Consider the following 21,710-nt stretch of genomic DNA (forward strand, 5'->3'; position numbering starts at 1 on the left):
CCCAGGCCAGAAAACAGGTGGGAGTAGCATGCCAAAGACGATCTCGCGCTGGATTCTGACAGTTTGCCTTCTTGTCGGTGCAACGGTGGCGTCTGCGCCGTCTGCCGAGGCGGCTGCATGGAGCTGTGTTCCCTACGCTCGGTCTGTTTCTGACATCGAAGTCTCAGGCGATGCCTGGCAGTGGTGGCAGAACGCAAGTGGCATCTACAACAAAGGCCAGCGCCCGGCTCCCGGCTCGGTGCTGGTGTTCAAGAAGACCCGCTCGATGAGCCGTGGTCACGTCGCCGTGGTCCGGCAGGTGGTTTCCAACCGCAAGATCATCGTCGATCACGCCAACTGGGGCATGGGCCGCCGTGGCAAGGTCGATACCGGGGTTGGCATCATTGACGTTTCGCCCAACAACGACTGGACCGAAACCCGCGTGTGGTACTCCCCGATCGGGGATTACGGCAACACCACCTACCCGACCAACGGCTTTATCTATCCCAAGCGTTCCCCGTCGGCTGCGACCGCCCGCATCGTTCGTCCGGGTGGCTGACAGCCTGCACTGAGCACGATCGTCTCTGGCGAGCGTATCCGTTGGAAAAACGGGTGCGCTCGTTGTGCTTTCAGGGGTCACTATAGGACGTGGTGATGTGCAATGCTGAATTCAACAGTCATTGACGGAATTTTGGCTGATGTGGCGGAAGCGGTCACTGCCGGCAAGCTGCAACGCGGCTGGCTGTTGCTGTCGCCGTTGCTGCAGGCCGCTGTGGCCCAGACCAATGAGCTGACCCGCGAGCAGCAGTATCACGTCACCGCGCAGGCCGCCGAACTGGCAATCGCCCTGAAAAGGCCCGGTGTTGCACTCGACTGTGCCCGGCATGCGGAAAGCCTGACCATGCAGAAAGGCTGGCCGACTCATTTACAGGCTTTGGCGCTGCGGGATTTGGGGCGTCTGGACGAGGCCGTTACCCTGTGGGAACGGGTTCTGGCGGGGGAAAGCTATGTTCAGGCGGCGTATCAGGGGTTAGGCAGTCTGCTGTCGCGGCAGGAATGCTATCTGCGTGCCCGGCAGGTGCTGGACGATGGCGTCCGGCTGTGGCCCCGGTCTGCCGACCTGTGGCTCAGTTACGGGCTGGTGCAGGCGCGTCTTGATGATCTTGAGGGGGCTGAGGCTGCTCTGCGGACTGCCATGCGGTTGGGGCCAGCGGGATGGGAAGCGCCGCTGCTGAATCTCGCATGGGTTTTGCGGCGACGGGGGGGCTTTGCCGAGGCGTTGCAGCTTCATCGGCAAGCGGTCGAGCTGGCTCCGGAGTCTGCCGAAGCGCATTGGAATCTTGCCACCAGCCTGTTGTCGCACGGGCAGTATCGCGAGGGATTCGCGGCTTTCGAATGGCGGTTCCGGCGGGGGCGTGCCTTGCTGCAACAGCGGGACATCCCGCCGTGGGATGGGCAGGCCGAGCTGTCTGGCAAGCGTATTCTGGTCGCACGGGAACAGGGAGTGGGCGATACCCTGCAAATGCTGCGCTTTGCCGCCGTTCTGGCCGCACGGGGAGCCGAGGTGATCTGGGAGGCCCACGCCGGGCTGGAAAGCCTGTGTGCCAGCGTTATAGGTGTTCATGCGGTTGTTGGGCCGGATATGGCTCTGCCCGAGGTGGAGTATCAGGTTCCAGCCATGAGCCTGCCCTATTGTTTGCGGGTGACGGACGCTGCGGACATTCCGCCTGCGCCCTATCTGACCGCCCCGGCCGGAGACCCGGTGCCGTTGACCGTGAGCGCAGGGCGGAAGAAAATCGGGCTGGTGTGGCGGGGAAACCCGTCCCATGAAGGGGATGCCGCCCGTTCGATCGCCTTGCCCCGGCTGGGAGAGATGCTGCACCGGTCGAGCGGGATGGTCGATTGGGTGTGTCTCCAGCGCCCGGATAACCGGGAGGCTTTCCTCCCCGAGCTGGCTGCCTGCTTCCGCGACGATCTGGGGCCATGGCTGAGTGATTTCAGCCGCACTGCACGGGCATTGATGGCGCTGGATCTGGTGATCAGTGTTGATACCGCCGTGCTGCATCTGGCGGGGGCTTTGGGGCGGCCTGTGTGGGGGCTGCTGCCGTTGGCCAGCGACTGGCGCTGGCTGATCGGGCGCGATGACAGCCCGTGGTATTCGACGTTACGGCTGTTCCGTCAAACGGAACCGGCCCCGGCAGGGGATCCCTGGGGGCCGGTTTTACAGCAGGTGATGGCCGCGCTGGAGTGGTACAAGCCCGTAAGATAGCAAGGACGTGGAGCGCTGCTCCACACCTCGCCGGGGCCTTGAGGCCCCAGACCCCATTCCTTTGATCATAAAGGAAAAAATGGGAGCTTGCTGGCATCGCTACCAAACTGGTTTCGGGTTATTGCGGGTTGATGCCCGCTTCCAGTTCTTCCATGCGGCTGATGGTCAGGTCGGCCAGACAGCTCATCAGGATCAGGTCCGATGAGCGACCGGTTTCGATATCATAGGCATTCCAGCGGCAATCGGCATCACGATAGGCGACCCACGCCTTGTGTGCTGCCTCGAAGGTGGTTTTGCCTTCGGGCGGCAGGCTGGCCATCGTTTCCTTGACCAGAACGTCAAGACGCTTTTGACCGGCTTCCAGATCCTTGCGGGCACAGGCCAGCAGTTCATTGTCCTGATCGGTGGCATCGCAATCGATGGTGCCGCCACCGGGCTTCTGAAGGGTGTGGGCGGGCGGGGTCGGTTCGGCCGCGACGGCAGGTGCCGCAATGGTCGGGATGCTCATCGCTCCGGCAATCAGGGCAGCCGTAACCCAGCGGCGGGCAGGGTGGAGAAGGGTAGCGTTCAGCATGATAACGGGTACGTCCTCAGAGCGTCGGGCGGAACCGGTGTTGCCGGTTTTCCGCATCACCGATGCGACACTACAACGACCCGGGGCATGATGCACAGTGCCTGGCACCGGATCACGCCCCGGAAGCACAAGGAGATCAAGCTGCGCTGGCGGCAGCGGCTTTTGCCTTTTTCTGCAGCAGACGCTTCTCAATAAAACGCATTACGGTCGCCGACAGGAACGGAATGGCCTGCACCGCAACGGTGGCAGCAAAGACGTTCTGTTCGGTGATGTGGAACTGGTTGCTGAAATACAGCAGACCCGCCGCACACAGCAGGGCAATCCCGAGGGTGGTTTCCCAGAACACCGGGCTGTCGGTCAGCTTGGCCTTCGGGGTCTTGCCCTTGCCAGCCGCACCACCTTTTTCGGTACGGGCAAAGGCGAGGTTGTCTTTGACCACCCCGGTCAGAACGGCATCGGACACGGCGAGCTGCAGGCTCATCGCTGCAATGGCGGCCCCGGCAATTTCGGGGACGGCGGCCTTGACACGCTTGCGGTACAGCAGCACGACGTGCAACACGTTCACCACAAAGCTGGTCAGGATCGGCACGGTCAGGGCCATCATCGGCAGAACCATGCCGACAAACACGATCACCGGCACCCAGATCAGGTTCAGGATTGCCACCGCCACCCCAAGGGCATCGGACAGCCAGTAGACCCAACCGGAAACGAACTGGGCTTTCTGTTTGCTGTTGAGGGTGTCGGATTTCGGCAGCATGTGCCGCCAGTGCTTTTTAATGATCTGCACGGCCCCATAGGCCCAGCGGTGGCGCTGGACTTTAAAGGCCTTGAAGGTATCGGGCAGCAGGCCCCAGCCATAGCGCTTGTTGGTATAGGTGGCATCCCAACCGGCTTCGAACAGGCGCAGACCGAGTTCGGTGTCTTCGACGATGGTGTCGGTGGACCAGCCGCCGACCTGATCAAAGGCTGTCCGGCGCAGCATCAGCATGGTGCCGTGGGCGACGATGGCGTTGTCTTCGTTGCGCTGGACCATGCCGATGTCAAAGAATCCGGCGTATTCCCAGTTCATCATGGTCTTCAGCAGGTTTTCGTCACCGTCACGGTGATCCTGCGGTGCCTGAACCAGGGCAATTTTCGGATCATCAAAGGCCGGGACCAGTTCGTGCAGCCAATCGCTGTCAACGGCGTAATCGGCATCGATCACGGCGATGATTTCGGCCCGCGCATCGGTCATCGGATAGGCGAGGGTCATCGCCCCGGCCTTGAACCCCTTGACCTTGGGCAGATAGCAGAACTTGAATGCCTCACGGCCGATCTTTTCGTTCAGCACGGCGCAATGATCGGCCACCGGACGCCAGTAAAAGGCATCGGTGGTGTTGTTCATGATCACCAGAACTTCAAAGTTCGGGTAATTCAGCGCGGCGCAGGTATCAAGGGTATGCTTCAGCATTTCCGGCTGTTCTTTGTAAGCCGGAACGTGAATGGACACCATCGGCCACGGCAGGGCCGGGTCGCGGACGGCATCGGTCTTGATCAGGCGCAGCGGGTCGCGGCCCAGCAGCACTTCACTGATTTCGTTGACCTTGGCCAGAGTCATGATCGCCAGCGGGATCACCAGCAGGGTGCCGGTAAACCACATGATGACGGTGCCAAAGTTCATGTAGTTGGTGAACGGGTAATAGGCCGCCAGCGCAATACCGGCGGCAAAGCCGTTGGCCGCCAGCGAATAGAGGATGGCATGGGGCAGGGTGGGGTTGCGGCGGCGCAGGCCGATCCAGCTGAGCAGGACGCCGATGACCCCCGCCATCACCGCCACGATGCGGTAATCGACCTTCACCGGGCCTTCCAGCGAGAATTTCAGCACGCCGTTGGCATCGAACATGCCCCAATAGGCACCAACCGAGCCTTCGTTGACCTTCCACGGCTGGTCAAAGGCTTCGATGATGTTGTAATCGGCATTACGCTGACGGGCTTCGCGCAAAAAGGCGCGGATCACCTCGGCCTGAACGGCCGGGCCGGTGTCGGCGGCCTTGAAGTTATAACCCTGACTGGGCCAGCCGAATTCCCCGATGGTGACCTTTTTCCCCGGGAACATCTTGCGCAACTGGTCATAGCGGTCAAAGGCGACCTTGACCGCCTGATTGGCGGGCACGCCTTCCCAGTACGGCAGGAAGTGGGAGGAGATGAAATCGACTTCGCGTACCAGCTGAGGGTATTTGGCCCAGACGTGCCAGACTTCCCCGGTGGTGACCGGAACGCTGACCCGGCTCTTGACTTCGCGGATATAGGCGACCAGTTCGTCGGGGGTGACTTCTTCGCGCAGCAGGGCTTCGTTGCCGACGTAAATCGCCCGGACGTTCCAGTTGGTATTGGCCAGCTTGATTGCCCGCTCGATTTCCGCCCGGTCTTCTTCCTTGTCACCGGACAGCCAGGCGGCGACGGCGACGTTCAGGTTGAACTTGCGGGCTTCCTGCGGCACCAGTTCCAGCCCGCCGCGGCTGGCGTACAGGCGGATGTTGTGGGTGACGTGGGACAGAACCTCGAGCGAGTGATCCAGACGGTCGAGGGAAACCTTGTCGCCGTCCTCGGGGTTTTCACCGGGGCGGAACGGGCTGAAGGAAAGAGAGGCGATCGCGCCACCGACATCCGGTGGCGTGACGGTAATGGTGGCCACTTTCCAGACCGCAATCTGGCAGAGTGCGGCCAACAGGACAGCAACGACAATACGCTTCATGGTATGGGTTCCCCACGTCTCCCCACGTTTCAGGGGGAGTCCTTTAGCAAAGCCTGGCAGGCAGTCCGCCCCCGCCATTGGCACCGGCGGTATGGGACCGTAGAAACATGGCAATTCAGCGGCGCACAGACCCGGCTTTCCAGTTGTGCGGGCCCGCTGTTGTTCTGGTACCGAAACAGGGCTGGCACGGAAACGGGGGAGCCTCGTTTCAGAGCCTTCCCCCGCAATCCTGTGTCATGTCCGTTCCGCTCGCTGCTCTGGTCAGGACGCCGCGAGCAGAGGGCGGCGAAGGGCGATTACTCGCCGCTTTCCCAGCAATGGTCAACGCGATCGGCAAAGGCCACTTCCTGACCCGCCGGAGCCGGCTGGGCATCTGCGGCAATCACGCAGCGGAAGGTCGGGGCGATGTGGGCTTCCTTGCAGTTGAACAGGCGGTAGAATTCCATGAACCGCTTGGCCTGATCAACATCGTCGCGCGCCAGCAAGCTGACGACCCGCTTGCCGGTCCAGGCGCATTCACCGGACAGCTCGGGCGGCAGGGCCTTGGGGGCCGGTGCTGCCGGGGCAGCCTTCGGCTCTTCCTTGGCGGTGGCCGCTGCGGCAGCAGTGGCCTTGGCATCGGTGGCTTTGCCGTCGCCCTTGGCGTCGGTTTTGGTTTCGGTTTTGGCTTCAGGCTTGGTTTCGGCCTTGGCCGGAGCCTTTTCCGCGTCCTTCTTTTGCGGAGCGGTGGCCGGGGCCTGCGGGGCCGCCGGGTCGGCGGCATGCGCGACCGGGGCAAAGCTCAGGCCGCCAACAACCAGCGCTGCCGGCAGGGTGCGGCGGAGAACGGCGATCGAAGACGTGGCGGAATTCAGGAGGGAGGAGGCCCGAAGGGCAAAGGTCATGGTCGTGATTCCCGATGCGGGGTGACAATGTGAAAGGGATTAACGCAATAGGCAGTACAGAACACGGCTGCCCATTATGACACTTCACTCCCATCTTTCAATGATTGTTGCATTGTATCAATGCATGGAAGCTGTCTGTGCCGGAATTCATGTGTTTCAGGATGGTGTCCGTGTAGACTGTGCGCCGCGGGTCAGGCAAATGTCCTGCGGACGCGTGGTCCGGTGCACGAGGCGCATGATCGAATCGGATCGTATCGATGACATAGGACAAAGAGAGGAAAAAGGGAATGCAAAAGAAACCGGATTCAGGGTTGCTCGCGATGGGGATCCTGCTGGTGCTGGCTCTGGTGGTGCTGGGGGCTGCTCTGGTCGTCGGCGAAATGGATCGTTTTGGCTGAATTCTGTCCGTGTGTGGAATTTTCTTGATTGATGTTTCTCTTGTGCCAACTCTTCCCGCGGCTGTCCGGATAAGTGTACGATGATCATCTATGAATGATGATGGTTGTATGGCATCCTTGGCCGGTTTAGGGGTTTATTATCCTGGGGAGGGGGTAATGTCACGAGGACGAGCCAGGGCGCGATCGCCCGAAGATCAGGAACTGGTCCGCCAGAAATTTCTCGCCTGCGCGCGCACCGTGTTCTCGACCACCGGGGCGCACGGGCTGACCATGCGGCGGCTGGCGGCCGAGGCAGGCTATAGCCCCGGAACGATTTACCTGTACTTTTCCAGCCGTCAGGATTTGCTGTGGGAAATCTGGCGGGAAGATATGGTCGGGCTGTACAACAGCGTCCGCGAAGCCTTTGAGACACCCGATGCCGCACCGCTGAGGGTGCTGCGCAACGTCCTGGCTGCCTATGCCATCTTCTGGTTGGGCAAGCCGGATCATTTCCGTGGCATGTTCATGGAAAATGACCGCGAGTATCTGGATGAGCGGGCATCGTTCGTCGGTGACGACAGTGTGCAAAAGGTTCACGATCTTTTGCTGGCTGCAACGGCGGCGGCGCTGCCCGATACTGCGCCCGAGCCCGAGCAGATTCGCCTGATGACACACAGCGTTCTGGCCGCGGTTCATGGCGTGGTGGCCCTGCATATCGGGGCGGGAGCATTCCCGTGGGCGCCTGCACCTGCGATGCTGGATGTGGTGCTTGACAGCCTGCTGTCGGGGCTGAACCCGACAAGGGCGGGCGCTGGCGCTGCATAGAGCCGTGAGCGCAAAAGTGGGAACCGGCTTTCGCAACAACAATGCGGCACTACAAAAAGTTAGACCAGCGTGCCTGCGTCAGATCACAGGACAGGACAGTCTGCCGGATTAGTGTGGGCTACCGCCCAAACCCGTTTGGTGGCGATGCCCCCAATCCCCCATTTTTCTTTAAAAATCAAGTTAATGGGATCCGGGGCCTCAAGGCCCCGGCGAGGTTTGGAGCAGCGCTCCGTGATCCTGTTTGTCGTGTACTCTGGCGCCAGATTTAGAGCGTTTTCCGAGCCGTTGACCGTCGACGGTCAACTTGAAAATGCTCTAACGCACGCTGGTCTAGCGTATTTCGCGTCTGGCGAGCCATGCTCTCCTGCCCGTAGTGGTGTCAAAAAGTCGTTTGTGGTGTCCTGTTTCGGGGTGGTGCAGACAGTTTTTATCGCGTGGAAGAGGACTGCATGACGTCAAACAGTGCCGATGCACAGGATATTGCCGGTGTCATCCTGACCGGGGGAGCCGGGCGGCGGATGGGGACGGTCCCCAAGCCGTTGCTGCCGTTGGGACCGGATACGATCTTTGATCATGTCGTGCGGCGGGCCCAGCCTCAGGTGCAGATGTTGGCTTTGTCTGTACACCATTTGTCATCGGCGACGAGGGACGCTTTTGCCCGTTTTCCCGGCCCGTTGCTGGTTGATCCGCCGCAATTGCTCCGCCCGGATGATCGTGGCGGACGGGTTGGCCCGCTGGCTGGCATTCTGGCGGCTCTGGGCTGGGCGGAGAGTCTGGGGCTGGAATGGCTAGCCGTTTTCCCCGGTGATACACCCTTCATTCCGCTGGACTATGTGGCCCGTCTTTACCACCATGTGGCGGACGGCGGGGCCTGTGCCGCCCATGCCGTTTCGGGAGGGCGTTCCCATCCCGTTGCCTCGGTGTGGTCTGTTCGGTTGCGGCCGGTTCTGTGGCGTGCGGTGGCCGCCGGAGAGCGGCGGGTTGGTCGCTGGCTGAGTGAGCAAGGCGCAATCGGGGTCGAGTGGACGATTGATGATGCAAACGGTGGAGACCCGTTTTTTAATATCAATGAGCCTGATGATCTAAAACGGGCCGGTACGTTTCTATCCGTTGCCGGTATGCCGCTTTCTTCCGAACGATAAACGACCACAGAACATTGCCGCGTTTGTCCGGTATTGCGCAGAGGGTTTCCGATGACGTCATCCACTTCTCAATCTCATCACGTCCTGCTGGTGGAGGATGTTCTGGTCAACCGGCGTGTTGCCGCAGCATTCCTGACCAGACAAGGGTATCGGGTCAGCGAGGCGGTGACCGGGGGCGAAGCTCTGGACATGAGCGGGGCGGAGCGCTTTGACCTGATCCTGCTCGATATCCGCTTGCCGGACATGGATGGGGTGGATGTCGCCAGCCGAATTCGTGCGTTTCCCGATCCGCTGCGGGCGCAGGTGCCCATTCTGGCCCTGACGGCCAATGTTTTTCCCGATGACATCAAACGCTATCGTGCGGCCGGCATGAATGGTGTGGTTGCCAAGCCGATCCAGCTGGAACAATTCCGGATGGCGGTTGCCTCGGTGTTGCAAAGTACGCCGGTGGTGGTCAGCGTCGATAGTGGTGGGGCGTCAGCCCTGCGGGGAGACGAGGCTGCTCTGGATGAGGACTTTATTGCAGAGCGTCTGCGGACGCTGGGGCGCTCAACCTTTGACACCATCCTGCAACTTGGCAAGCGCAGCATTGCCGGGGCGGTCGCCGATGTTGCAGCCACCTGTGATCAGGGGGAGCAGGCTCCGCTGGCTCTGGCCAAGGCCGCGCACCGGCTGGCGGGGGCAGCATCGAACTTTGGCTTCCGGGGTCTGTTTCTGCTGGGGCAGAAAATCGAGACGCTGGCCGATCCTCGTGACGGTGCTAAACCGCAAGGACAGGCAGCGGTGGCCGCTGCGGCAACGGTTCCGATGGTTTATGAACAGACGCTGCAGGAACTTGACAGCTGGTTGGCGCGCCTGCCTCCGGTGTGAGGTCTGGTGTTCAGAAAACGGAGGATCATGGGGCGTTGCTCCACGGTCCTCCGTGCCTTCGTCCAGTGGGTTAGAGCGTTGTGCGCAAAACCGGAACCACTTTTGCGCTCACGGCTCTAGCTGCCTGATACGGACTTCGTCCGGGCTGTTGCGACCTTCAGGACCACAAAGCCGATCACTGCCGACAGCAGGGAGCCGCCCAGCACGCCAAGGCGGACGGGGGCTTCGTAGCCATGGGTGGTAAAGGCAAGGGTGCCGATGAACAGGCTCATGGTAAAGCCGATGCCGGTCAGAATGGCAACGCCATAGAACTGCATCAGGCTGGCACCATCGGGCAGGCGGGCGAGCTTCAGGCGGCAGGCGGCAAGGCTGAACAGCATGACGCCCGCCTGTTTACCGACGAACAGGCCAAAGGCAATCCCCAGCGTCACCGGATTGGCAAGGGCGCTCCAGTCGATGCCGTCCAGATTGACGCCGGCATTGACGAAGGCAAAGAACGGCAGGATGGCATAGGTGCTCCACGGGTGCAGGGTGTGTTCGACGTGATCGGCGGGACTGTGCGCCCCATTCGCCGAACGCATCGGCAGGGCAAAGGCCAGAATGACCCCGGCCAGCGTTGCGTGAACGCCTGATTTCAGCACGCAAACCCACAGGAAGGCCCCGATCAGCAGGTACGGGGTCAGGCGGGTGACGCCGAGCCGGTTCAGGGTAAACAGGGCGACGATGGCCACGCCAGCCAAAGCCAGCGAAATCACCGACAATTCAGCGGTATAGAACAGGGCGATGATGATGATGGCGCCCAGATCGTCGATCACCGCCAGAGCCAGCAGGAATGTTTTCAGCGAGAGCGGGATGCTGCGCCCGGCCAGGGCCAGCACGCCGAGGGCAAAGGCAATGTCTGTTGCCGCAGGAATGGCCCAGCCGCTGAGCGTGGCGGGATTACCCAGCGAAAACAGGCAATAGACCAGCGCTGGAAAGGCCATCCCCCCCAGAGCCGCGATGGCCGGCAGCGAGGCTTTGCTGAGCGAGGACAGCGACCCATGCAAGGCTTCACGCTTGATTTCCAGCCCGACGACCAGAAAAAACAGCGCCATCAGGCCGTCGTTGACCCACAGCAACAGGGGTTTGGCCAGACCGGCTGTGCCGAAACTGACCGCGACGGGGACGTCAAGAATGGCGACATAGCTGTCGGCATAGGGGCTGTTGGCCCAGAACAGCGCAACGATGGCTGCCAGAACCAGCAAGATGCCTCCGGCAGCTTCCAGTTTTAAAAAGCGATCAAACAAAGACAGCACGCTATGATTTCCTCCTGTCTGAATGGGCGTGAGCAAGCGGTCCTGCCGATATAGGGGGTGATGGCAGCCCTGTCAGGATAAAAATTACAAAATGTTTAGAATTTTGGGGCTGGCGGCGGGAATGGGGGCTACGGGGGGGCATCCCTGTTTTTCCTCAGGTAATCCTCCAATGCCTGCCGGGAGATTTTCCCGTTGCTGGTGCGCGGCAGCTTTCCCCAGATTTCGATCGCCTGAGGCAGGGTCGATGACGGCAGGATGTCGCGCAGGAATGCCTGCAAGTCGATCGTGTCGGGGATTTCGTCCGGGCGATGGCTGTCATGCAGGGCGACAAAGCAGAACGGCCGGGGGTCTTCATTATCCGGGCTGGCACGCAGGCAGGCGGCCTCGATCACCATCGGATGCTTCAGCAGGGCGGCTTCGATCTGTTGCGGATAGAAAATGGTGTCGAAAACGTGGAACGAGTCACTGCTGCGACCGACAAAATGCAGATAGCCTTCCTCGTCCTGCCAGGCGCTGTCACCGGTCTGTAGCCAGCCGTCCCGCAGGACGGTGCGGGTTTCTTCCGGGCGATGCCAATAGCCGGACATCAGTTGCGGCCCCCTGACCCACAGCTCGCCAATCGATCCTGAGCGCAGGCTTTGTGATGACGGGCCGGGGGCCCTGATCTGTGCTTCGGTGCCGGGCAGGGGCAGGCCGATGGCGCCGTGGCGTTGCGGGCCGACCAGCGGCATGCAGTGGGTTACCGGGCCGGCTTCGGTCAGGCCATAGCCTTCGATCATCCGGCAGCCGCTGATGCTCTCAAAGGTCTCCTGAACGGACAGCGGCAGGATACCACCGCCACAAACGGCATAGCGCAACGACGACAGGTCGTAGGCTTCCAGTTCGTTGCAGGTGGTGATGGCACCATACATGCCCGGAATGCCAACCATCACCGTTGGCCGGGTTTTGGAGATGGTCCGCAGGCAGTGATCCAGATCAAAGCGCGGCAACAGCACCAGTTCGGCTCCCAGCACGGTGGCGAGGTTCTGGACCGCGGTCATGCCCAGGCTGTGGAAGAACGGCAGGATGGCCAGAAAGCGTTCTTCCCCCGGAACACAAGGGTGGAACCAGCGGCGGAGCTGTTCGGTGTTGACCGACAGGGCGCTGTGCGACAGCATCACAGCCTTGGGCAGGCCGCTGCCTCCGGTGGTATGCAGGATGACCGCCACGTCCTGATCCGGAGAGATCCCGGGGATGTCAAGGGATGTGGCGCTGTCCAGCGAGGCCAGCATTTCATCCCACGACAGGTGGCGTGGGTCGTCCGGCAACGGGCTGTGGTGCGACCGTTGAAAAGTGGTGAAGAACAGTTTGCGCAACGGCGGCAAAATGCCCGCCATCGGGCAACTGATGATGGTCTTGACGCAATCCGGGGCTACCCGATCCATGCGGGGCAACATTTGCTGCAGGTTCAGGGTGATCAGAACCCGGCATTCGGTATCCCCCAGCTGCTGGAACAGCTCGTGGTCGCTTTGTTGCGGATTGAGCGGGACAACGGTGCCTCCGGCTTTCAGGACGGCGAAGTAGGCCCATGGGGCATAGGGGGTGTTGGGCAGGCACAGGCCGACCCGCACACCCTGACGGACGCCGATCTGTTGCAGCCCGATGGCAGCCCGTTCGATGATCAGGGCGCTGTCACCATAGCTCCACTGTCGCCCCATGAAGGTCAGGTAGGGACGTTCGGGGAACGAGGCCGCACTATGGTCAAAAATATCCGTCAGGGGGCGGTGCAGTAACGGGCTGTCCCAGTCAACACCGGGAGCCAGAGCCCGCCACGGATGGCCTGCGGACAGGCGGATCGGCATGGTCGCGGACGGCAGGGTCTGAGAAGGGGGCGGGACAATACTCATTCCAGATCACCTCCAGAGCACCGTGCGCAAAAGACCATCCGGCTTTGCGCGCGATGCGACAGATCAACGGGTCGGAATGCCGCCTTTGACTTGCTTTGGTGTGCGACACTCTCAACTCGGCAGCAGGGCGACACGGACGGGCGGTGTTAGACCAGCGTGCGGTAAACCTGACGTGGGCGCGTTGGTCTAACCTTTTGTTTTGTCGCAGTAATTTTTCGCAAAACCGGAACCGCTTTTGCGCTCACTGCTCTGGCCGCTGTCTGCCGTGTCGGTCACCAGAACCGTGTTCGCCAACTGTGTTTGTCGTCAGGCACTTCAGGCTTTTTCTATAGCACATCAGGGGTGGGGGCGTCCTGTGCTTTCTCCGCGCCATGGGATGGGGCTGAACTGTGCTTGATGGAATGCTTTGCTTTGGCAGGTGAAAGGCTTCAGTGATAGGATCAGAGCGTTGTGCGAAACGTGGGAACCGGTTTTCGCAAAAACAATGCGACAAAACAAAAGCAGGGCAAATCGCGAGCGGATGCCCGAGTGGATGCCCGGGCGGATGGCAGTATCCGCGACGATGAATTTGCTTTACAAGCAATGCGTTAATTGTCATCTCCTGATGACGGTTCGCCTGCTATCAATAGGACGGCCAATGATTGATCCGGCTTTGCTCGATCTGTATTCCTCGCGGCTGAAAGAGCTGGGGGCGCAGGTCAAAGAAGATCACCCGCTTGCCGACGCCGATGCCTCGGTGAAAAAGCGCAGCCCGTTGTGCGGCAGCCAGATTACTTTTGATGTGCTGCTTGATCAGGACCAGCGGCTGAGCCGGATTGGCTTTACGGTGCGGGCCTGCTCGCTGGCCGAGGCGGCGGCGGCGATCGTGATTGGCTGTGCTCCGGGATCGACGGTGGACGAGTTGAAAGCCGTGCGCGATTCGGTCAAGGCCATGCTGCGCGAAGCCCGTGATGAATTGCCGGGGGGGAAGTGGGACGATCTGGAAGTCCTGAAGCCCGCCCAGATGGTGCCGGCTCGACACGGCTCGGCGTTGTTACCCTTTGATACCATTGTCAAAGCCATGGAAGCTGCCCTGGCAAAACAGCAATAATGATTGTGAAGGCGGTAGTTGAGGGTTTCTTTCGATCTTGTGGAAAATAAACGAAAAAACACGATCGTACACCAGATTTTAAGTTTCCTTGTGGACGCAATTGTGCGCGGTCGCTCTTGTCTCCGAGTCTGGTATGGCGTACACAGGTTTGCCATGATCCACTCTTGCCATATGGGAATGTCTCTTTATGAGCCGCCTCGTCCTCATCCTGCGCCATCCGCAACTTAAGGATCTGTACCAGTTCTGGCTGAGCCTGTGCGACGGAAGTCGTTTGCCGGTGGCCGCTGATCTTGATCCGGCTGACCTTCGGCCGTGGATCGACAATTTGGTGTTGCTGGATGTCTCGCGGGATGGGGGTGACTTCACCTATGCCTATTATGGACGGTCGTTCAGCAATGCGTTCCATGCCGATACGGTCGGCAAGTCGATCGAAAGCCTGCCACCGGAACAGTCCAGCATCCTGAAAGCAGAATATGACCGCGTGACCAAGGAACGCATCCCCGCTGCCCGCGTCTATACGGCGGATTTTGGTGGTGATGTGCAGACGTGGGAACGGCTGGTCCTGCCGCTGTTCGATGGCAAGGGCGATGTTGAAAAACTGCTGGTCTGCGCGTACCGCCTGAACGGATCATAAGCCCGGCTGTGCGGAGGCGATGCTGTTCTGATTTGCGTACCCGGTCTGTTTATGGTTCTTTTGTCCTATCGGGAGCTTGTCCGGGGCTCCTTCCTTTTTCGTCTCTGGCATAGGAAGTCTGTCGCGCGATGTCCGTTGAAAAGCTGCGAGGCCGTACCCCCCCGCCCGAAGTCAAGGACGCCATGACCGCCAGCGAGTTCAATCTGTGGTGTGCCATGAATGGCAAACCGTACCGGATGGCTCGGCATGTCTGGCCCGACGGCGCATGGGAATGGGACGTTGAATACCGTCCGGGACGCCCGGAAGGCACCATTGCCTACGGGACAGGGCAGGAAGACGAAACACTGGCGACGCTGGCGGCGTTTGCCTTTGTCGCCGGGGTCGAATGGCAGGAAAGCCTGATGCGTCCGCAGGATGTCGACGACGAGGACGACGAGGACCTGCCAGCCGCAGACGAGCAGGCCCCACGCCCGGCGCACCATGCCATTCAGGTGGCCGATGCCGACTATGCTGCCCGTGCCGGGGAATTTGAAGTCGTTGACGAGGCGCTGGTTGTGGCCGGGCAAGGGGTTGCAACGGATGATGCTAGCCCCGACGACGAGGATGATGCCAGCCTCGACGACGAAGACGACCTTGAGGAAGACGGCGACGAGGCCGACCTCGAGGAGGAGGATGACGAAGAAGACCTCGATGATGAGGACTTTGACGAGGATGACCTCGACGAAGACGACCTGGACGGCGAGGCAGACGGCGCTGCTGAAGAACAAGAGCTGGACGAGGGCGATCTGGAATTCGTTGATCCCGACGAAGACAGCGCCCCGGTTGCTGCCGAACCCGTCGCCGCGCCCCCTGCTGCTGGTTTCGATGCCGCAGAAGAGTCTGCTGCTCCGTCCTATCTGCCGCCATCGGTGACGCTGCTGCAGGAGCCGCCGCAGTCGGAAGAAGAAGAGGCCGATGAACTGGCGCTGGCCAGCAATGCCCGGACTCTGGAAACGGTTCTGCGCAACTTCAAGGTTCGCGGCGAGATCATGCAGGTCAAGGCCGGGCCGGTGGTGACGCTCTATGAATTCGAGCCGGTGCCCGGAACCAAGTCTTCCACCGTGATCAACCTGTCCGATGATATCGCCCGGTCGATGTCGGCGGTCACCGCCCGTATTGCGGTGGTGCCGGGGCGGTCGGTGATCGGGATCGAACTGCCGAACCCCGAACGCGAAACCGTCTATCTGCGCGACATGATGGAAAGCCCGGCCTATGCCGAAACGGCGGCCCGTCTGCCGCTGGTGCTGGGCAAGGACATCGGCGGTGAACCGGTGGTCGCCGATCTGGCCAAAATGCCGCACCTGCTGATTGCCGGGACCACCGGATCGGGCAAGTCGGTCGGCATCAACACCATGATCCTGTCGTTGCTGTACCGCCTGCCGCCGGAACGCTGTCGCCTGATCATGGTTGACCCCAAGATGCTGGAACTGAGCGTCTATGACGGCATTCCGCACCTGCTGACCCCGGTGGTGACCGACCCGAAGAAGGCCGTTGTTGCCATGAAGTGGGCGGTGAAGGAGATGGAAAGCCGTTACCGCTCGATGGCCGCGCTGGGCGTGCGCAACATCGAAGGCTACAACGAGCGTGTCGGCGAACTGCTGGCCCGTGGCGAGCAGGTCACCCGTTCGGTGCAGGTGGGCTTCGACCGGGAAACCGGCGAGCCGATCATGGAAGAGCAGTATGTCGACCTGGCCAAGCTGCCGTACATCGTGGTGGTGGTCGATGAAATGGCCGACCTGATGCTGGTGGCGGGCAAGGAAATCGAAGCTGCCATCCAGCGTCTGGCCCAGATGGCGCGGGCGGCGGGGATCCACCTGATCATGGCCACCCAGCGCCCCAGCGTCGATGTGATCACCGGCACCATCAAGGCCAACTTCCCGACCCGCATTTCCTTCCAGGTTACCAGCAAGATCGACAGCCGTACCATTCTGGGTGAACAGGGTGCCGAGCAGTTGCTGGGGCAGGGCGACATGCTGTACATGGCCTCTGGCGGGCGGATTACCCGCGTCCATGGGCCGTTCGTCTCTGATGGCGAAGTCGAGCAGGTGGTCAGCCACCTGAAGCGTCTGGGCTCGCCGGAATATCTGCACACCATCACCGAAGAAGAGGGCGATGATGATGGCGGCGACGATTACGGCTCGGGTGGTGGTGCGGTGTTCGATGGCACCTCGGTCGGTGAGGAAGGCAGCAGCGACCCCTATGATCAGGCGCTGGCACTGGTCCTGCGCGAAGGCAAGGTGTCGGTGAGCTTCATCCAGCGTCACCTGCAGATCGGCTATAACCGCGCCGCCCGCATCGTCGAACGCATGGAGCAGGAAGGCATCATCAGTGCCGCCAACCACGTCGGCAAGCGCGATATTCTGGTCAGTGCGTCGCGCTATCTGGTGCGAGAGTAAAAGGAGCCATCTGCTCAGGATTTGCCCCAGACCTCGTTGGGTTCAGTCGGCCCTAAATCTCATTCCTTTGATTATAAAAGAAAAAAATGGGGTTCGGGGCCTCAGGCCCCGAGTGGGTCCGGGCGGCAGCCCGCTCTTGTTTTTAATCTGTCGTGTCCAGCGTGCAGCCCTGCCACAGACACAAAAAAAGCCCGGGGATGGTCGCCCGGGCTTTTTTTTGCGGTGAAGGCCGTCGTTACGACTGGCTGGTCCGCGCAATCATGCGGCTCATCCAGACGGCCAGCAGGACGAACGCCGCCAGAGTGATGGTGCCGAGCGACAGCACCTGAAACAGCATGTCCGGAGCAAAGCGGGTCAGCGAACCGGGACGCAGGACAACGAACTGGATAAAGGCCCAGATCAGGATCGGGGCGGCCATGAACGCAACCAGGACATAGGGAAGAAAGCGCATCGCAACGGGTGCTCCGGTCAGGGGCCGCTGGGGGGAAGCCGAGGCGGCCTTGCGGGGGACAATGTTTGGTGTCTCTGGCGACCAAACGGAGCGGATCATAGAATTTATATTTGTAATAACAACCATGAAACATTTGTGGCTAAATAAAGACCATATATTTTTTAATGATATGGGCGCGCATAATGGAGCTCAGGAAAGGCTATTGATAGTATTCCATGCTATTATTGTGGATATTGTCTGTGCTTGTCCTTAGGTCAGTGTGCGTTAAATCTGGCGCCACAGGGCAGGACAAAAAGATCATGGAGCGCTGCTCCAAACCTCGCCGGGGCCTTGAGGCCCCAGACCCCATTGACTTGATATTGAAAGAAAAAATGGGGGTTCGGGGGCATCGCCTCCGAACGGGTATGGGCGGTAGCCCATTCTCCTGCACGGACTGTCGTGCACGGCGGCGTCAGGTTTAACGCATGCTGGTCTAGTAATGGGGGGGCTTGTGGGCTTCGATGGTTGGCTCCATTGCGCCAATCCGCTTGTACAGCATTTCAACCGTCCGGTTCAGGCGGTCGATCAAATCCCATTGTTGCGCGACCATCTCGCTCAGGTCGGCGTTACTGCTTTCCAGATGACTGATCCCGCGTTCCAGATCGGTGATCCGCTGTTCCAGTTCAGTGATGGTCGGGGTGGGGGTGTCCATGGGATGCCTCGGCGGGGTGAATGGAAAAAGCCCCTCCTGTGGTCATCCCACCGGAGGGGCTGAACGCGAACGCAAGGGCGATGGACAGCGGTTTACCAGATGGCGGCCAGAGCGGCAATCGCAAGGATGGTAAACAGGAACCCGAAGCCATAGCAGCCAAGCATCACCATTTGCCGTCCGCCGTGGCTGCTGACGCCCAGGTCTTGCAGGGTGCAGCGGAACCGGTGGGCACCGTGCCACAGGCTGGGCAGCAACACCCCCAACAGGACCAGCTTGCCCAGCGGGTGGGCGACCACCGCATGAACCCGCTCATAGGACAGCGCGCCGTCCGGCAACAGTCCCAGCGGGCTGAGAATGCCGGTGATCAGCATCAGCACCGGCAGGACCATCGCCGAGGTGACGCCGCCGGCGGCGAAGGGCAACCAGACCAGAGGCTTGGAAGACTTGTGATAGTGGGTCATCAGGGCCTCCGTTGATTACAGCCAGACCGTTACGGCGATCATCCCCAGCGACAGCACCACCCATGCCACATACTGGGCGATGACGATCGGGGCCGCTGGCAGGAAGTCATCGCCCACCAGCACCGGCATGGTGCGGGGGGTGACGGCGAACCAGGTGACGGTGTGATAGAGGGTGAACAGCAGCGCCAGCAGGTGATAGAGCACCGCGAACGGCGATTGCAGGGCATGGAGAAAACCATCCCATGCCTGCGGCCCATCATTCAGCCGCCACAGGCCGATGATCAGCAGGGCGGAATAGGTCGCCACAAAGAAGCTGGAGGCCTCGCGGATCATGTAGCGGGTATAGAACGCGCTTTGCAGCCACCAGGTTTTCGGGAAGACAGGTTTGTAGGACTGACTCATGGCGCTTTCCTCCCGGGGACCAGACGGTCAAGGAACCAGTCGAGCGAATTCTGCACCTTTTGCTCCTGAATGGCTCCGGCAGGCTCGACGCCTTTCGGACAGACTTCCGAGCAGGCCGAGACAAAGGTGCATTCCCACACCCCTTCGGCGCTGCCGGTGACCTTTTGCCGTTCCCGGCGGCCTTCGTCGCGGCTGTCGAGGTTGTAACGGTGGGCAAGGGCCAGCGCGGCGGGGCCGAGGAAGTCGGGGTTCAGGCCCATCTGCGGGCAGGCCGAATAGCACAGCAGGCAGTTGATGCACAGGGTATGGTGCTTGAACCGCTTCAACTGCTTGGGCAGCTGGACGTAGGCGCCCTCGTCGATTGGCTTGTCGTCCTTGCGGATGATGTACGGCTTGATCGCTTCGAGGCGGTCAATGAAGCCATCCAGCCCGACCACCAGATCGCGCTCGATGGGGAAGTTGCGCAGCGGCTCGACCTTGACCGTCGCCGGCACATAGTCGCGCAGGAAGGCCTTGCAGGTCAGAACCGGCGTGCCGTTGACCTGCATCCCGCACGACCCGCAGACCGCCATGTGGCAGGACCAGCGAAAGGTCAGGCTGCTGTCGAGGTTGTCCTTCACCCAGGTCAGGGCGTCGAGCACCACCCAGTCCTCGTCGTAGGGTACCTGATAGGTCTGGTAATAGGGCTCGGTGTCGGTGGTGGGGTCGAACCGCAGGACCTCCAGCGTAAAGGTGGTGGGTGTGCTCATTTCGCCTCTCCCCCATAAATGCGCTCGGCGGGCTGGGACCGGGTGATCACCACGTCCTTGTAGTCAATGCGGGGTGCTTCGTCGCCCTGACGCCAGGCCATCGAATGACGCAGGAAATTCTGGTCATCGCGCTGTGTGTGATCCAGACGCTGATGCGCGCCACGGCTTTCGGTGCGCAGGCGGGCGGCGTGGGCCATGCACTCGCCGATTTCCAGCATGTGGCCCAGCTCCAGCGCCTGGGTCAGATCGGTGTTGAACACCCAGCTCTTGTCGTTGACTGCAACGTTTTTCCACCGCTGGCGCAGCTCGCCCAGCTTGGCGCAGGTGGCTTCCAGCGCCTCGGCGGTGCGATAGATGCCGCAGCCGCTTTCCATCGCCTGATACATTTCGTTGCGCAAGGTGGTGGCGGACTCGGTACCCTTCGAGCCATCGACCATTTGTTCAACGCGAGCCCGCGCCGCAGCGGCCTGCGCCAAGGCGTTGCTGTGGCTGATCGCCGGGGCCGAGCGGGCAAAGGCGGCGGCGTTTTCACCGGCGACCCGACCGAACACCAGCAGCTCGGCCAGCGAGTTCGAGCCAAGGCGGTTGGCGCCGTTGATCGACACGCAGGCGGCTTCCCCGGCGGTGTACAGGCCGGGCAGCGATGTGCTGGCGTGGATGTTGCTGGCGATGCCGCCCATGGTGTAGTGCACCACCGGACGCACCGGGATCGGCTGTTGGGTCACATCGACGCCAACATAGGACTTGGCGAGATCACGGATGAACGGCAGGCGTTCATTGATCTTTTTGGCCCCCAGATGGCGCAGGTCAAGGTGGACCACGTCGCCCCACTTGGAGCTGATGCAGCGGCCCTTTTGCTGTTCCTGCCAAAAGGCTTGCGACAGGCGGTCGCGCGGACCCAGCTCCATCGCTTTCTTGCGCGGCCACGGGTCCGGCGGGCCCATGCCATAGTCTTGCAGGTAACGATAGCCGTCCTTGTTGACCAGAATGCCACCTTCGCCACGGGCGGCTTCGGAAATCAGGATGCCGGTGCCGGGCAGGCCGGTCGGGTGGTACTGGACGAATTCCATGTCTTCCAGCGCGACGCCAGCGCGATAGGCCATCGCCATGCCGTCGCCGGTCTTGATCGCACCGTTGGTGGTGAAGGGGAACACCCGTCCCGCCCCACCGGTACACAGGACCACCGATTTGGCCACAAAGGCCAGAGCCTTGCCGCTGCGCATCTCGTGGGCCAGAACCCCGGTGCAGCGACCGTCTTCGATCAGCAGGTCGGTGGTATAGACTTCGTCATAGCGGGTGATCGACGGATATTTCAGCGAGGTCTGAAACAGGGTGTGCAGCAGGTGGAACCCGGTCTTGTCGGCGGCGAACCAGGTGCGTTCGATCTTCATGCCGCCAAACGGGCGCACGGCCACCGATCCGTCGGGGTCGCGTGACCACGGACAGCCCCAGTGTTCGATCTGCACCAGTTCCTTGGGGGCGCGTTCGACGAAAAAGTCGATGCAGTCCTGATCGGCCAGCCAGTCGGAGCCGGTGACGGTATCGTTGAAGTGGTTGTCGAGGCTGTCGTTGCTTTTGGCGACCCCGGCGGCTCCCCCTTCGGCGGCCACCGTGTGGCTGCGCATCGGGTAGACTTTGGAGATCAGGGCGACTTTCAGGTCGGGGGCGCTTTCGGCAACGGCGATTGCGGCCCGCAACCCGGCTCCGCCAGCGCCAACAATGGCAACGTCGGCTTCGATCAGGGTTAAATCGGTCGGGTGGGAGGATGGCATCGGCAAAGGGCCTCCTGCAGAAAAATACCGGGGGTGCCAAAGCGCTGACGCGGTCCTGACGCGGCACCCTCACCCTGTGGATCATACGCCTGTTTGACGGGCCAACCAACTACCCATTGTAGGGTCTTTTGCCGAAAAAGTGTTTTTTATGAATGAATTAATAAGAATGTCATCTGGCGGGTATGTCCGA

Annotated in this window: 19 protein-coding genes; 8 read left to right on the top strand and 11 right to left on the bottom strand. The window is 61.1% G+C overall.

Annotation, left to right across the window (positions count from 1 at the left end):
• The first annotated feature begins 28 nt into the window (after positions 1 to 28).
• Positions 29 to 538, top strand: coding sequence for a CHAP domain-containing protein (locus BW995_RS01275; protein WP_076398211.1), 510 nt, complete (start codon positions 29 to 31; stop codon positions 536 to 538).
• 102 nt (positions 539 to 640) lie between these two features.
• The gene (locus BW995_RS01280; RefSeq protein ID WP_076398213.1) at positions 641 to 2,248 is read left to right on the top strand and encodes a tetratricopeptide repeat protein; all 1,608 of its coding nucleotides are present in this window, start codon (positions 641 to 643) and stop codon (positions 2,246 to 2,248) included.
• A gap of 118 nt (positions 2,249 to 2,366) precedes the next feature.
• Here BW995_RS01280 and BW995_RS01285 read toward each other — a convergent pair whose 3' ends face one another.
• The 3 genes from BW995_RS01285 to BW995_RS01295 form a co-directional block, all read right to left on the bottom strand.
• Entirely contained in the window at positions 2,367 to 2,822 is a 456-nt protein-coding gene (locus BW995_RS01285; protein WP_076398214.1) for a lysozyme inhibitor LprI family protein, read from the bottom strand.
• Positions 2,823 to 2,958: 136 nt separating this feature from the next.
• Entirely contained in the window at positions 2,959 to 5,556 is a 2,598-nt protein-coding gene (locus tag BW995_RS01290) for a glycosyltransferase family 2 protein (protein ID WP_076398216.1), read from the bottom strand.
• Positions 5,557 to 5,852: 296 nt separating this feature from the next.
• A complete protein-coding gene (locus tag BW995_RS01295) occupies positions 5,853 to 6,440 on the bottom strand; it encodes a hypothetical protein (RefSeq protein WP_076398218.1) in 588 nt (195 codons plus the stop codon).
• Positions 6,441 to 6,994: 554 nt separating this feature from the next.
• On the opposite strand from BW995_RS01295, the gene BW995_RS01300 reads away from it, so the two are divergent.
• The 3 genes from BW995_RS01300 to BW995_RS01310 all read left to right on the top strand — a co-directional run bounded on the left by BW995_RS01300 (position 6,995) and on the right by BW995_RS01310 (position 9,654).
• Positions 6,995 to 7,642, top strand: coding sequence for a TetR/AcrR family transcriptional regulator (locus BW995_RS01300; RefSeq protein WP_076398220.1), 648 nt, complete (start codon positions 6,995 to 6,997; stop codon positions 7,640 to 7,642).
• 449 nt (positions 7,643 to 8,091) lie between these two features.
• Positions 8,092 to 8,784 carry a molybdenum cofactor guanylyltransferase gene (gene mobA, locus BW995_RS01305; protein ID WP_076398221.1) on the top strand — a complete coding sequence of 231 codons (693 nt, stop codon included), beginning with the start codon at positions 8,092 to 8,094 and terminating at the stop codon, positions 8,782 to 8,784.
• 51 nt (positions 8,785 to 8,835) lie between these two features.
• Positions 8,836 to 9,654: a response regulator gene (locus tag BW995_RS01310; protein ID WP_076398223.1), complete on the top strand. Its 819-nt coding sequence runs from the start codon at positions 8,836 to 8,838 to the stop codon at positions 9,652 to 9,654.
• A gap of 116 nt (positions 9,655 to 9,770) precedes the next feature.
• Here the strand turns inward: BW995_RS01310 and nhaA are convergent, their stop codons facing one another.
• Both nhaA and BW995_RS01320 read right to left on the bottom strand, forming a co-directional pair.
• Positions 9,771 to 10,949 (bottom strand): Na+/H+ antiporter NhaA, encoded by a 1,179-nt coding sequence (gene nhaA, locus BW995_RS01315; RefSeq protein WP_076398225.1) that lies wholly within the window; start codon positions 10,947 to 10,949, stop codon positions 9,771 to 9,773.
• Between the two features lie 128 nt (positions 10,950 to 11,077).
• Positions 11,078 to 12,835: an AMP-binding protein gene (locus BW995_RS01320; RefSeq protein ID WP_084194488.1), complete on the bottom strand. Its 1,758-nt coding sequence runs from the start codon at positions 12,833 to 12,835 to the stop codon at positions 11,078 to 11,080.
• Positions 12,836 to 13,472: 637 nt separating this feature from the next.
• Here BW995_RS01320 and BW995_RS01325 point away from each other — a divergent pair.
• The 3 genes from BW995_RS01325 to BW995_RS01335 all read left to right on the top strand — a co-directional run bounded on the left by BW995_RS01325 (position 13,473) and on the right by BW995_RS01335 (position 16,994).
• Positions 13,473 to 13,925 (top strand): iron-sulfur cluster assembly scaffold protein, encoded by a 453-nt coding sequence (locus tag BW995_RS01325; protein ID WP_076398226.1) that lies wholly within the window; start codon positions 13,473 to 13,475, stop codon positions 13,923 to 13,925.
• Positions 13,926 to 14,112: 187 nt separating this feature from the next.
• Positions 14,113 to 14,559 (top strand): PAS domain-containing protein, encoded by a 447-nt coding sequence (locus BW995_RS01330; protein ID WP_076398228.1) that lies wholly within the window; start codon positions 14,113 to 14,115, stop codon positions 14,557 to 14,559.
• A gap of 128 nt (positions 14,560 to 14,687) precedes the next feature.
• On the top strand, positions 14,688 to 16,994 hold the full coding sequence (locus tag BW995_RS01335) for a DNA translocase FtsK (RefSeq protein ID WP_076398230.1): 2,307 nt from the start codon (positions 14,688 to 14,690) through the stop codon (positions 16,992 to 16,994).
• A gap of 235 nt (positions 16,995 to 17,229) precedes the next feature.
• On the opposite strand, the gene BW995_RS01340 is transcribed toward BW995_RS01335, so the two are convergent.
• The 6 genes from BW995_RS01340 to frdA form a co-directional block, all read right to left on the bottom strand.
• On the bottom strand, positions 17,230 to 17,445 hold the full coding sequence (locus BW995_RS01340) for a hypothetical protein (protein ID WP_076398231.1): 216 nt from the start codon (positions 17,443 to 17,445) through the stop codon (positions 17,230 to 17,232).
• A 472-nt stretch (positions 17,446 to 17,917) separates the two neighbouring features.
• Positions 17,918 to 18,136 (bottom strand): SlyX family protein, encoded by a 219-nt coding sequence (locus BW995_RS01345; RefSeq protein WP_076398233.1) that lies wholly within the window; start codon positions 18,134 to 18,136, stop codon positions 17,918 to 17,920.
• Between the two features lie 92 nt (positions 18,137 to 18,228).
• On the bottom strand, positions 18,229 to 18,597 hold the full coding sequence (frdD, locus tag BW995_RS01350; protein WP_076398235.1) for a fumarate reductase subunit FrdD: 369 nt from the start codon (positions 18,595 to 18,597) through the stop codon (positions 18,229 to 18,231).
• Between the two features lie 15 nt (positions 18,598 to 18,612).
• Positions 18,613 to 18,999, bottom strand: coding sequence for a hypothetical protein (locus BW995_RS01355; RefSeq protein WP_076398236.1), 387 nt, complete (start codon positions 18,997 to 18,999; stop codon positions 18,613 to 18,615).
• Positions 18,996 to 19,748 carry a succinate dehydrogenase/fumarate reductase iron-sulfur subunit gene (locus tag BW995_RS01360; RefSeq protein ID WP_076398238.1) on the bottom strand — a complete coding sequence of 251 codons (753 nt, stop codon included), beginning with the start codon at positions 19,746 to 19,748 and terminating at the stop codon, positions 18,996 to 18,998. Before BW995_RS01360 ends, BW995_RS01355 begins: the two co-directional genes overlap by 4 nt.
• Complete coding sequence (frdA, locus tag BW995_RS01365; RefSeq protein WP_076398239.1) at positions 19,745 to 21,520, bottom strand: fumarate reductase (quinol) flavoprotein subunit; 1,776 nt, start codon at positions 21,518 to 21,520, stop codon at positions 19,745 to 19,747. Before frdA ends, BW995_RS01360 begins: the two co-directional genes overlap by 4 nt.
• Positions 21,521 to 21,710 lie beyond the last annotated feature (190 nt).

The organism is Insolitispirillum peregrinum (genome assembly GCF_900156605.1).
GTDB lineage: Bacteria > Pseudomonadota > Alphaproteobacteria > Rhodospirillales > Rhodospirillaceae > Insolitispirillum > Insolitispirillum peregrinum.